Source organism: Elioraea tepidiphila DSM 17972, from assembly GCF_000378465.1.
Taxonomy (GTDB): Bacteria; Pseudomonadota; Alphaproteobacteria; order Acetobacterales; family Acetobacteraceae; genus Elioraea; species Elioraea tepidiphila.
The window spans coordinates 48,349-59,675 of record NZ_KB899919.1; the positions used below are offsets into that span (position 1 = coordinate 48,349).

General features: G+C 72.4%; 11 protein-coding genes. 3 read left to right on the forward strand and 8 right to left on the reverse strand.

All coding sequences use genetic code 11. The annotated features are described in order from the left end of the window. Positions 1–9 precede the first annotated feature (9 nt). From F563_RS0109335 to hisF, 4 genes are all read right to left on the reverse strand, one after another. A complete protein-coding gene (locus F563_RS0109335) occupies positions 10–978 on the reverse strand; it encodes a tripartite tricarboxylate transporter substrate-binding protein (RefSeq protein WP_019014402.1) in 969 nt (322 codons plus the stop codon). A 190-nt stretch (positions 979–1,168) separates the two neighbouring features. Then, on the reverse strand, positions 1,169–1,555 hold the full coding sequence (locus F563_RS0109340) for a histidine triad nucleotide-binding protein (protein WP_019014403.1): 387 nt from the start codon (positions 1,553–1,555) through the stop codon (positions 1,169–1,171). A gap of 34 nt (positions 1,556–1,589) precedes the next feature. Continuing rightward, a complete protein-coding gene (locus tag F563_RS0109345) occupies positions 1,590–1,997 on the reverse strand; it encodes a phosphoribosyl-ATP diphosphatase (RefSeq protein WP_019014404.1) in 408 nt (135 codons plus the stop codon). A gap of 7 nt (positions 1,998–2,004) precedes the next feature. Further along, positions 2,005–2,778 (reverse strand): imidazole glycerol phosphate synthase subunit HisF, encoded by a 774-nt coding sequence (hisF, locus tag F563_RS0109350; protein WP_019014405.1) that lies wholly within the window; start codon positions 2,776–2,778, stop codon positions 2,005–2,007. 247 nt (positions 2,779–3,025) lie between these two features. Here hisF and F563_RS0109355 point away from each other — a divergent pair, with 247 nt between their 5' ends. The 3 genes from F563_RS0109355 (at position 3,026) to F563_RS0109365 (ending at position 5,725) form a co-directional block, all read left to right on the forward strand. Beyond that, positions 3,026–3,562 carry a hypothetical protein gene (locus F563_RS0109355; protein WP_019014406.1) on the forward strand — a complete coding sequence of 179 codons (537 nt, stop codon included), beginning with the start codon at positions 3,026–3,028 and terminating at the stop codon, positions 3,560–3,562. A gap of 67 nt (positions 3,563–3,629) precedes the next feature. Beyond that, a complete protein-coding gene (locus tag F563_RS0109360) occupies positions 3,630–4,532 on the forward strand; it encodes a hydroxymethylglutaryl-CoA lyase (RefSeq protein ID WP_019014407.1) in 903 nt (300 codons plus the stop codon). Then, positions 4,529–5,725 (forward strand): CaiB/BaiF CoA transferase family protein, encoded by a 1,197-nt coding sequence (locus tag F563_RS0109365; protein WP_019014408.1) that lies wholly within the window; start codon positions 4,529–4,531, stop codon positions 5,723–5,725. Before F563_RS0109360 ends, F563_RS0109365 begins: the two co-directional genes overlap by 4 nt. Positions 5,726–5,862: 137 nt before the next feature. Here F563_RS0109365 and F563_RS0109370 read toward each other — a convergent pair whose 3' ends face one another. Genes F563_RS0109370 through F563_RS0109385 form a run of 4 tightly spaced genes read right to left on the reverse strand, consistent with a single transcriptional unit; the run spans position 5,863 to position 11,290 of the window. After that, on the reverse strand, positions 5,863–6,348 hold the full coding sequence (locus tag F563_RS0109370) for a phosphate-starvation-inducible PsiE family protein (RefSeq protein WP_019014409.1): 486 nt from the start codon (positions 6,346–6,348) through the stop codon (positions 5,863–5,865). Then, positions 6,345–7,472, reverse strand: coding sequence for a S1C family serine protease (locus tag F563_RS0109375; RefSeq protein ID WP_019014410.1), 1,128 nt, complete (start codon positions 7,470–7,472; stop codon positions 6,345–6,347). Before F563_RS0109375 ends, F563_RS0109370 begins: the two co-directional genes overlap by 4 nt. 41 nt (positions 7,473–7,513) lie before the next feature. Further along, positions 7,514–8,188, reverse strand: a complete 675-nt coding sequence (locus F563_RS0109380) for a MarC family protein (protein ID WP_019014411.1) — start codon at positions 8,186–8,188, stop codon at positions 7,514–7,516. A gap of 3 nt (positions 8,189–8,191) precedes the next feature. Then, positions 8,192–11,290 (reverse strand): ATP-binding protein, encoded by a 3,099-nt coding sequence (locus F563_RS0109385; protein WP_019014412.1) that lies wholly within the window; start codon positions 11,288–11,290, stop codon positions 8,192–8,194. Positions 11,291–11,327 lie beyond the last annotated feature (37 nt).

An 11,327-nucleotide genomic window follows, 5' to 3' on the forward strand; every position in this document is an offset into this window, starting at 1 on the left:
GGCTGCGGCTCAGTCCGGCGTGATGTTGTTCTCGCGGATCACCTGCGCCCAACGGTCGATCTCGGTGTTGAGGAACCGCTCGAAGGTTTCGGGGTCGGAGATGCGCAGGTCCATGCCGAGTCCGGCAAGCCGCTCGCGCGCCTGGGGCTGGCCGATCGCGTCGGTCAGCGCAGCATGCATGCGCGCCTGCATGGGCTTGGGCGTGCGCGACGGCATCAGGATGCCCCACCAGGCATAGGCCGCGAACCCCTCGAAGCCGAGCTCGCGCATGGTCGGCGTGTTCGGCAGGCCGGGATGGCGCTCGGCGCCGGTGATCGCGAGCGGGCGGATCGCGCCGGCGTCCATCTGCGGTCGCAGCACCACGATCGTCGCCATCGCCAGCGGCACGTTGCCGGCCGCGGCGTCCTGCACCAGCGGGCCGCCGCCGCGATAGGGCACATGCGTCATGCCGAACCCGCCGAGCTTCTGGAGCTGCGTCATCGCCAGATGCGCGAGGCTGCCATTGCCGATCGTGCCGTAGGGCGGCTCCTTGCCCGGCTGCTTGCCTTCGGCGATCACCTGGCGGAAGTCGGTATAGGGGGTCGAGCGATGCGCGGTGACCACCATCGCATTGGTGCCGACCAGCATCAGCGGCGCGAGATCGCGCCTGGTGTCGAAGGGCAGGTTCGGGATCAGCGTGGGGTTGGTCGCGTGGGTGTCGAACACGAACAGCACGGTGCAGCCATCGCCGGGTGCAGCCGCCGCTGCCGCGGTGCCGATCGAGCCGGCGGCACCGCCGCGGTTCTCCACTACGATGGTGCGGCCGAGCAGCTCGCTCATGCGCGGCTGGATGAGCCGGGCGAGCGCGTCGGTGCTGCCGCCGGGCGGGAACGGGACCATGAAGCGGATCGTGCGCTCGGGGCAGATGTCGCCCTGGGCGAGCGCCGGTCCGGCAGCCAGCATCGCGGCGCAGATCGCCGCAGCAAATCGCAGACGCATGAATGATCCTCCCTGTCGTGTTGCGGCGAGAGCATCACGCGCCAGCGGAGCCGTCAACGGCACGGTCCCCGCGGCGCACGCGGGGGCCGTTCCGTTCCCCGGCGCTCGGCGATCCTTCGGCGCGCGATCGCCAAACCAGTCCTGCGGGCGATCCCGTCTGCGAAACGGTCACGCCTCGGCGCGGAACGGATCAGTCCTTGGCCGGCGGCACCATCCGCCCGAGATTGCGTCCGCCGAAGATGTGCACGTGGAAATGCGGCACCTCCTGGTGTCCGTGCACGCCCATGTTGGTCAGCACGCGATAGCCGGACGCCTCAAGCGACAGGTCCTTCGCGACCTTGCCGACGGCGCGCCAGAATCCGGCGATCTCGGCATCCGAGGCGTTGGCCGAGAAATCCGCCATCGACACGTACTGCCCCTTCGGCACGACCAGCACATGCACGGGTGCCTGCGGGTTGATGTCGTGGAAGGCGAGGGCGACGTCGTCCTCGTAGACTTTCCTGCACGGGATCTCGCCGCGCAGAATGCGCGCGAAGATGTTCGAGGGATCGTAGGGCGGCAGGCCGCTGACAGGCATGGCGAGGCTCCGGCGGATCGACGGCGCGATTCGCCTACCACACCTTCTTGGTGCCCGGCAGCCGGCGCAGCACCGGCTGGGCGCGCGCCGCCTTCTCGGCGATGCCGCTGACCCCCTGGCGCCGCTCCAGCTCGGCCCAGACCGTCCCGGGGCGAATGCCGGCGTCCACCCACACGACCATGAGGTGGTAGAGCAGATCGGCGCTCTCGGCGATCACGCCGTCGCGGTTGCCGCGCGTCGCCTCGATCACCGCCTCGACCGCCTCCTCGCCGAGCTTCTGCGCCACCTTCGCGGTGCCGCGCGAGAGCAGGCGAGCGGAATGCGAGAGGGCCGGGTCGGCGCCCTTGCGCGACTCGACGGTGGCGTAGAGCCGATCGAGGATCGTCGCGTCAAGGGCGCCCGGCGCAGCAGGCTTCTTCAGATCCTTCGCGGCCTTGCCCATTCTCGCCTCACGCCGCCAGGGCCGGGACGGGGCGCACCGGCAGCCCCGCGGCCGCCAGCGCCGCCTTCGCCTCGGCGATCGTGAACATGCCGAAGTGGAAGACGCTCGCTGCCAGCAGGCCGGTCGCACCGGCGCGCGCGCCGTCGACGAAGTGTTGGAGCCGGCCGACGCCGCCCGAGGCGATCACCGGCACAGACACGGCCTCGACGACCGTGCGGGTGAGTTCGAGATCGAACCCTTCGCCGGTGCCGTCGCGGTCCATGCTGGTGAGCAGGATCTCGCCGGCGCCGCGTTCGGCCGCCTCGCGCGCCCAGGCGACTGCGTCCCGCCCGGTGCCGCGCCGTCCGCCATGGGTGAACACCTCCCAGTGGCCGGGCGCGGCGCGCTTGGCGTCGATCGCCACCACGATGCACTGGCTGCCGAATTTCCGCGCCGCCTCGTTGATCAGCTCCGGGCGCGCGACTGCGGCCGAGTTCATCGACGCCTTGTCGGCACCGGCCAGCAGCAGCCGGCGGATGTCCTCGACCGAACGGACGCCGCCGCCGACCGTGAGCGGCATGAACACGCATGCCGCGGTGCGTGCGACCACGTCCAGGATGGTGTCGCGGTTGTCGGAGGAGGCGGTGATGTCGAGGAAGGTGAGCTCGTCGGCACCGGCCGCGTCGTAGATGCGCGCCTGCTCGACGGGGTCGCCGGCGTCGCGCAGGTCAACGAAGTTGACGCCCTTCACCACCCGTCCGTCCTTGACGTCGAGGCAGGGAATGATCCGGACCGTGAGCATCGACTCGGGCGACTCCGTCCTGTTCCGTCGCGACCGCGCCTTCTGCGCCTCAGGAGTCGGACGTGCAAACGAAAAATCGACGATGGTCGCGTGACGCGGACGCAGGACTCGGGACGGACCGGATGACACGGGCCGGTTGTCGCATCCCCGACCCGCCCCTGGCGCTGTCCTAGGAGAACGATCCGCACGCCGCTGCAGCTTCTTTGGGTTACGCTAGCGATCCTTTCGCGCGCAAGGAGACCAGGCGATGGATCAGGCGACCCTCTTGCTCGGCGCGCTCCGGCTGAAGGCGAAGCGCGACGGGACGCGGCTCTCGACGGCGGCGGTCGAGAGCCTGGCGGATGCGATCGCGATCGAGCGGGCCGCACTGCCGGGGCTCATTGCAGAGCTCCAGGCAGCCGGGCACGTGGCGCTGGTCTGGGGCGGGCTCGAATTGCGCGATGCGCCGCCGACCGGCGGGCGCATCGGCATCGAGGCGGCGAACGGACCGGCGATCGGCCCGACCATGACCTTCAGCACCGCCTTTCCCGTCGGCGGCCTCGCGGCCGTGCGCCAGGGTCTCGAAGCGATCGCGCCACGGCTGCAGGGGGTTGCCGCCGAGAGCGCGCGCGAGGCGCTGGCCGTGCTCGGCGCGCATCCCGCGCCCGACGCGCCGGAGGAGGCAAGGCGCGCCTGGGCCGCCCGGCTGATGGATGCACTGAACGAACTGGTCCGCCGGGCACCGGAGTCCGAGGCCGTGCTCGATCTGGCCGAGCGGGCGCAGCGCGTCCTGGGCGGGAGGTAAGCGGCCCGCGGCGCGGCGGAAACGCGCCCCTATCCCGTTCCGCGCGGCACCGGGGTAGGGTCGCGGCATGGACCGCGACATCATCATCTGCGAGGTCGGGCCCCGCGACGGGCTGCAGAACGCCAGGACCACCATGGCGACGGCCGACAAGCATCGCTGGATCGCCGCCCTCGCCGCCGCCGGGCTGCCCGAGGTCGAGGTCGGCTCGTTCGTCCGGCCCGACCTCGTGCCACAGCTCGCCGACACCGCCGAGGTGGTCGCCCAGGCCCTGACCCTCCGCGGTATCGTCGTCGTCGCGCTGGTGCCGAACGCCAAGGGCGCGGAACGCGCGATCGAAGCCGGCGCCCACAAGCTCACCGTGCCGGTCTCGGCCTCGCGCGCGCACAGCCTTGCGAACGTGCGCATGGAACCGCTCCAGGCGGTCGAGCAGGTGCGCCGGATCATCGAACTCGCCCGCGCCGCCCCGCATCGACCCGCAGTCGAGGTCGGCATCTCCACCGCCTTCGGCTGCTCGATGCAGGGCGAGGTGCCCGAGGATGACGTCATCCGGCTCGCCGAGGCGTTGGTCGCCGCGGGTGCCGACGATCTCTGCCTCTCCGACACGGTCGGCATGGCGAATCCGCGCCAGGTGAAGCGGTTGATCGAGCGCACCCGCGAAGCCGTCGGCGACCGGCTCGGCGCGCTCCATCTGCACGACACGCGCGGCCGCGCGCTCGCCAACGCGCTCGCCGGTTACGAGGCGGGCATCCGCGCCTTCGACGGCGCGCTCGCCGGTCTCGGCGGCTGTCCCTTCGCACCCGGCGCCTCCGGCAATGCCGCGACCGAGGACCTCGTCTGGATGTTCGAGGAGATGGGGCTCCGCACCGGCGTCGATCTCGACGGTCTGTTGCGCGCGCGCGCGATCCTCGCCGAGGCGCTGCCGGGCGAGGCGCTGCACGGGCATCTGCACCAGGTCAAGCGCGCCGCATGAGCGCGCCGCTGCCGCTCGAGGGCATCCGCGTCGTCGAGATGACCCACATGGTGATGGGCCCGACCTGCGGGCTGGTGCTCGCCGATCTGGGCGCCGACGTGATCAAGGTCGAGCCGCTGGAGGGCGACAACACGCGCAGGCTGGTGGGGGCCGGTGCCGGCTTCTTCCCGATCTCAAACCGCAACAAGCGTTCGATCGCGATCGACCTGAAGGATCCGCGCGGCCGCGACGCCATCCTGAAGCTCGTCTCGACTGCCGACGTGTTCAGCGAGAACTTCCGCCCCGGCGCGCTCGACAGGCTCGGCTTCGGCTGGCAGGCACTGTCGCAGCTCAATCCGCGCCTGATCTATGTCTCGCACAAGGGGTTCCAGGACGGGCCCTATGCGCATCGCGTCGCGCTCGACGAGGTTGTGCAGATGATGGGCGGGCTCGCGTGGATGACCGGCCCGCCCGGCCAGCCGCTGCGCGCGGGCTCGTCGGTGAACGACATCATGGGCGGGATGTTCGGCGCGATCGGCGCCCTCGCCGCGCTGAACGAGCGCCACCGCACGGGGCGCGGGCGGCACATCGCCGCCTCGCTGTTCGAGAACACGGTGATGCTGGTCGCCCAGCACATGGCGCAGCACGCGATCACCGGAGAGCCGCTCAAGCCGATGTCGGTGCGCGTCGCCGCCTGGGGCGTCTACGACATCATGGCCACCGCCGACGGCGAGAAGGTGTTCGTCGGCGTCGTGACGGACACGCAATGGGGGGTGTTCTGCCGCGAATTCGGCTTCGCCGACCTCGCTGACGATCCGCGCATCGCCACCAACACGGGGCGGGTGCAGAGCCGCGACTGGCTGATCCCCGAACTCCAGAAGCGGCTCGGCGTGTTCGACGCGGCGACGCTGTCGGCGCGGTTCGAGGCGATGGGCCTGCCCTTCGCCCCGATCGTGCGGCCCGAGCAGCTGTTCGACGATCCGCACCTGAACGCCTCGGGCGGTCTGCTGCCGATCTCGCTGCCGGACGGGCGCAAGGCCAAGCTGCCGGCGCTGCCGATCGCGCTCGACGGCGAGCGCCCGGGCGTGCGGCTCGATGCGCCGAAGGTGGGCGAGCACGGGCGCGCGGTGCTGGCCGAGGCCGGGTTCGGTGCGGACGAGATCGAGGCGCTGATCGCAGCCGGCGTGGTGCGGATCGCCGAGGGTTGGCGCTGATCCGGCGGGCTCATACCCGGCGCACGAAGGTTTCACCTTCGTGCGCCGGGTATGAGGTTTCCTTTGGCGCGCAGCCGCCACACCAGCCCTGCGCGCGATCCCGGGCCGCCAAAGGTCAAACCTTTGGCGGCCCGGGATCAGCCGTCCTGCGTCCGGCCGATCCGTTCGCGCCGGTCCTGATCGCGCACCAGCCAGTAGACGATGCCGAGGGCGAGGATCGCCGCCGCGAGCGCGAACATCTTCCCGGGCTCGGTGTCGTTCAGGTCGAGGATGATCACCTTCCGCACCACGGCGAGCATGGCGATCAGCACCACGACGCGCACCTGCACCACGCCGAAGCGCCGCTCCGTCGCGACCAGCAGCGACCGCTTGAACTCAAGCGCGATGATCACGGTGAAGATCGCGCCGAACACGGTCTGGAACACGACCGGATCGGTCGGATCGAACAGGTCGGGCCATGCCGCCAGCGCCACCACGCGCAGCAGCAGGTTCCAGAGCGCGGCGAGGATGATCGCGGCGATCAGGGTCGTCAGCACAAGAATGACGGCGTGCTCGAACTTCTCGTAGAGATCGAGGCGCCGCCAGAGCGCCCGGCCCGAGGGCGGCGCCTTGTCGTCCGTCATCGTCCCGCCTCCAGCACCAGCTGCACGTCCATCCTCCGCCCGTCGCGCATCAGCGTCACCGTGACCTCCGCGCCGGGAGAGAAGCGGTCGAGCGCATTCAGCAGATCCGCCACGCGTGCCACCGGTCGCCCGTCCACGGCGACGATCACGTCGCCCGGCTCGAACGCGCCGTCGCCGCCGAGCCTGGCAGGGCGAAGACCGGCACGCGCGGCCGGCGAACCGCGCTCCACCTCGAGCACGAACACCCCCTCGATGCCGTAGCGCCGCGCCAGCGCGGCGTTGAGCTGATGCTCGACGCGGATGCCGAGGGCCGGGCGGACATAGCGGCCGGTGGCGATGAGCTGCGGCACCACACGATTGACGGTATCGACCGGGACAGCGAAGCCGATGCCCGCGGAGGCGCCGGAGGGGCTGAAGATCGCGGTGTTCACGCCGATCAGCCGACCCGCCGAGTCGAGCAGCGGCCCGCCCGAGTTGCCGGGATTGATCGCCGCGTCGGTCTGGATCAGGCCCTCGATCGCGCCGCCCGTGTCGGTCGGCAATTCGCGGTTCAGCGCCGAGACGATGCCGGTCGTGAGCGTCCAGTCCAGCCCGAACGGGTTGCCGATCGCGAACACCTTCTGGCCGACGCGCAGGTCATGGCTCGTCCCCACCGGCAGCGGCGCCGGGCGGTCGGCGCCGAGGCCGATCCGCAGCACCGCAAGATCGTGCGCCGGGCTGGAGCCGACCAGGGTGGCAGCAAAGGCACGCCCGTCGGCGAGGCGCACTGTCGCGCCGCTCGCCCCCGCGACGACGTGATGGTTGGTGACGACGTGGCCGAGGCGGTCCCACAGGAACCCCGACCCCGTGCCGCGCGGCACCTGCAAGGCATTGCGCGTCCAGGGGTCCACCACGCGCTGCACGGTGGCGATGAACACCACCGAATCCCGCGCCGCCTCGAACAGCGCGATGGTCGCCTGCTCGTCGGCGGCGAGATCGCCGCGCGGGGTGACCGTGCGCGGCTCGGCCCGCGAGGCGATCAGCTCGATCTGCATGAGCGGGATGGCATGCCACGCGGCCACCAGCACAAGCCCGGCCGCCGTTGCCGCGAGCAGCCGGGGGGCGAAACGATCAGAGTGAGGCATCGTCATCTCCCTGGGCCGGCATGGCGTCGCGCGGCACGTGCTCAGCCGGGCGGCCGTGCGGCCATGATCGGCGTCAGCACATCCGTGACGCCGGCGATCAGGATCTGCACCCCCACCGCGAGCAGCAGGAAGGCGGCAAGCCGGCTCAGCACGCGCGAGCCGGTGTGCCCCAGCCAGGCGGCGATGCGCGGCGCATAGCGATAGGCGCCGAGGATGGTCGCCGCCATCGCGACCGCGGCAAGGCTCGCCCCGGCGGCGAAGGCAAGCAGGCCGCGATCGAAGGGGGGGCGTGTCGCGCCGAGCGCGATGCAGACCGCGATCGTGCCGGGCCCCGTGGTGAACGGCAGGGTGAGCGGAAAGAACGCCGCCTCGTCGCCGATCGCGCGCGAGGTCGCCTCGTCGCGCTTGCGCTCCTCGCGCTTCTCGGGCGCGGAGAGCAGGTTGAACGCCCAGAGCGAGAGCACGAGGCCACCGGCGATGCGCACCGCGGCGAGGCTGATGCCGAAGAAGCCGAGGATGAAGGATCCGCCCCACATCGCCACCAGCATCACGATCAGCGAATAGGTCGCGACCTTGCGGGCGAGCCGGGCGAGCGCGCGATCATCGAGCCCGCCAGCCGCCTCGTTGAAGATGAACGCGCCGGCGATCGGGTTCACGATCGAGAAGAGCGCCGGATAGACCAGCAGGAACGTCTCGAGGAGGGCGCTCGGCAGCATGCGTCAGGGAACAGCCGGTACGAGGTCACGCGCGATGCAGAGATCGCCGAGCGTCGGATCGGCGCCCTCCGCGATCAGCCGCTCGATCAGCACGGTGAGCCGCGCGACGACGCTGCGGTCGCCCCGCGCCGCCTCGATCAGCGCGCGCAGCGCCCAGAGACCGGCGCCGCGCGCGGCCGCGCGGTCCGCGATCGCCGCGGCCGACTCCGCGACCGGCAGCCCGGCGGCTCGGCGCGCGACCAGCGCCAATCGCGCGACCTCGGACGAGTAGAGCGCGACCCCCGTCGCCGCCGCAATCCGCTCGGCCTCTTCCAGGAGGCCGAGCGCCGCGTGCGGTCGGCCCTCCTCCAGCCGTGCCTCGGCGGCAAGGCCCAGCGCGTAGGGGACGAGCTGCAACGCCCCGGTCGCGCGATACGCCGCGACCGCGGCCTCGATCCGTTCCGCCCGCTCGGACGGTGCCGCCTCGATCGCGCCCGCCGCGATCACCGCGCACCAGGCCGACCAGTAGGGAAACCCGTGCTGGGCGGCGATGCGCAGCACCTCCTCGGCGCGCTCGGCCGCGCGCATGCGGTCGCGCGCGATCAGCCGGCGCAGCCCGTCCACCGCCAGCACATGCGCGAGCGTGTGCGGATGGGCGAGGCGGCGCGCATGGGTCTCGGCCTCGGCGGCGTGGCTGTCGGAGGCGGCGAGATGCCCGCCGATCATCTGGCTCCAGGCGAGGTGCGAGAGCACGACCCCGGCCGGGTCCGATCCGTAGGCGAAGCGGTGATGCTCGTGCCGCGCGGCGTCGTAGCGCGTCAGCACCTCGGTGTAGTGGCGGTCGGCCTCGGCGTGCTCGCCGCGCAGCAGATGCGCGAGCCCGAGCACGCGATGCACCTGGATCAGCCGATCCTCGTCGCCCGCGATGCCGAGCATCCGTTGGCCGAGCGCGAGCGCGCGCGGGATGTCGCCGCGCACCATCGAGTAGGTGTTGAGCCCCCAGAGGGCGGCGAACATGGCCGGGTGATCGGCCTCGCCGATCCCCTCGAGAATCGTCACCGCCTCGGCATAGGCGGCCTCCAGCTCCGGCGCGGCATTGCCCTTCACCGCGAGCTCCTGCCCGCCGATGCGGATCAGGAGCTCGGCGCGGCGCAGCGATTGCGGCCCGCCCGGCAGGCGCCGCACCAGCCCCTCGGCATGTTTCAGCAGCCGCAGCGCATCCGCGTTCGCCGACTGTGTGGCCGCGCGCTCCCCCGCGCGGGTCCACCAGGTGATCGCCTCGTCGATCTCGCCGGCGGCTTCCAGGTGCTGCGCCGGCAGTTCGGGCCGCGCCTCCACCAGCGGGCGGAACTCGGCGAGCAGCAGCCCGGCGACGCGCGCATGCACCGCCCGCCTGCGCGCACGCAACAGCGAGTGATAGGCGGCATCCCGCACCAGCGCGTGGCGGAAGCTGTGGGTCGCGCCCGAAGCCGCGGTCTCGTGCACCAGCCCTGCCGCGACCAGCGTCTCCACCGCCTCGGCGACCGTGGGCTCGTCCATCTCCAGCACGCGCGCGAGCAGGGGCACGGCGAACTCGCGCCCGATCACGGCCGCGACCTGCGCGACGGGGCGCGCCTCGCCGAGCGCATCGAGCCGGGCGAGCAGCGAGTCGTTCAGCGACGAGGCGCGGCTCAGGATGTCCGTGCCGCGGCCCTGCGCCTTCGCCTCACGCCAGAGCTGCACCAGTTCCTCGGCGAACAGCGGGTTGCCCTCGGCGCGCTCGGCGATCAGGCCGCGCGCCTCGGCATCCAACGCGCCATCCGGATCAAGGTTGGCGATCAGCCCCTCGATCGCGCTGCCGGGCAGCGGCGCGAGCGCCAGCATTCCGGCGCGGCCGAGCGCGGGCGGCGGCTCGAAGCCCTGGGCACGCGCGGTCAGCACGAGCAGCACCGGCAAGCGACGCGCCTCCTCGGCGAGCGTGGCGATCACCGTGCGCGAGGCGTCATCGGCCCAGTGCGCGTCCTCGACCACCAGCGCCGCGGGCCGGCGGCTGCCGGCCGCGCGCACCAGCGCCAGCAGCGCGAGCGCAACGCGGCGCAGCCGCTCCGCCGCGCCGATCCCCGGCAGCGCGGGCAGGGGCGCGCGCGGATCGATCAGCGGCCGGAGCAGCGCGGCCGCCTCGTCGTCGACCCCGCCGCCGCGCAGGACCGCCTCCAGCCGCGCGGCAGGATCGGCGCCGCCCAGCACCGCGCGCACCAGGTCGCGCGCCGGCAGGAGCGGGTTGGTCGCGCCCTCGGGCTGGCAGAACGCCGCATGCCAGAGCCCGCCCGTCGCCGCCACGGTGCGGCGCAGATGCCCGATCAGCGCCGACTTGCCGATCCCGGGCTCGCCCACCAGCGCGAGCGCCCGGCCCTTGCCCGACATCGCGTCGCGCCAGCGCGCATCGAGCAGGGCCTGCTCCTGCTCGCGGCCGTAGAGCCGATCCGCGCGCAGCGGCCGCGTGCGACCCACGCCGAAGATCGGCCCGGCCACGCGGTAGAGCGCGACGCGGCTCGCGTGGCCCGGCGCCTCCATCTCGCCGGCGGGGACGAAGGCGAAACGGTGCGCCGCGAGCGCCTGTACCGACGCGGTGGTGACGATGCTGTCGGGCTCGGCGCGGCCCTGCAGTCGTGCGGCGAGATTGGGCGCATCGCCGACGATGTCGGCCTCGGCGCGCGGATCGTGCGCGCCGAGGCGGCCGACCACGACGATCCCGGCCTCGATGCCGATCCGCACCGACACCCGCTGGCCCTGCGCAAGCCCCGCCGCGTTCAGCGCATCGACGGCGTCGAGCACCGCAAGACAGCCCGAGATCGCGCGCGCGGTGTCGTCCTCGCGCGCGCGCGGGAAGCCCCAGTAGGCCAGGATGCCGTCGCCGAGGAAGCGGGCGATGTAGCCGCCATGCGCCTCGATCGCCGCACCGGCCGCGCGCCGGTAGGCGACGATCAGCTCGCTCATGTCCTCGGGGTCGAGCATCGCGGCGAGCCGCGACGAGCCGACCATGTCGATGAAGGCGACCGTCACCTGCCGCCGCTCGGCCTCGTCCTGCGGCAGCCATGCGGAGCCTGCGGGCAGGCCGACGGAGGAGGATCGGTCCGAGGTCATCGGTGCGATGTGATCCAGATCACACTGGCCGTGGCCG

What these genes read in the sequence shown, in the direction of transcription:
- F563_RS0109360 (WP_019014407.1), top strand. Translation starts at nt 3,630, where the DNA reads ATGGACCGCGACATCATCATCTGCGAGGTCGGGCCCCGCGACGGGCTG.
- F563_RS0109335 (WP_019014402.1), bottom strand. Translation starts at nt 978, where the DNA reads ATGCGTCTGCGATTTGCTGCGGCGATCTGCGCCGCGATGCTGGCTGCC.
- F563_RS0109370 (WP_019014409.1), bottom strand. Translation starts at nt 6,348, where the DNA reads ATGACGGACGACAAGGCGCCGCCCTCGGGCCGGGCGCTCTGGCGGCGC.
- F563_RS0109365 (WP_019014408.1), top strand. Translation starts at nt 4,529, where the DNA reads ATGAGCGCGCCGCTGCCGCTCGAGGGCATCCGCGTCGTCGAGATGACC.
- F563_RS0109375 (WP_019014410.1), bottom strand. Translation starts at nt 7,472, where the DNA reads ATGCCTCACTCTGATCGTTTCGCCCCCCGGCTGCTCGCGGCAACGGCG.
- hisF (WP_019014405.1), bottom strand. Translation starts at nt 2,778, where the DNA reads ATGCTCACGGTCCGGATCATTCCCTGCCTCGACGTCAAGGACGGACGG.
- F563_RS0109385 (WP_019014412.1), bottom strand. Translation starts at nt 11,290, where the DNA reads ATGACCTCGGACCGATCCTCCTCCGTCGGCCTGCCCGCAGGCTCCGCA.
- F563_RS0109355 (WP_019014406.1), top strand. Translation starts at nt 3,026, where the DNA reads ATGGATCAGGCGACCCTCTTGCTCGGCGCGCTCCGGCTGAAGGCGAAG.
- F563_RS0109380 (WP_019014411.1), bottom strand. Translation starts at nt 8,188, where the DNA reads ATGCTGCCGAGCGCCCTCCTCGAGACGTTCCTGCTGGTCTATCCGGCG.
- F563_RS0109345 (WP_019014404.1), bottom strand. Translation starts at nt 1,997, where the DNA reads ATGGGCAAGGCCGCGAAGGATCTGAAGAAGCCTGCTGCGCCGGGCGCC.
- F563_RS0109340 (WP_019014403.1), bottom strand. Translation starts at nt 1,555, where the DNA reads ATGCCTGTCAGCGGCCTGCCGCCCTACGATCCCTCGAACATCTTCGCG.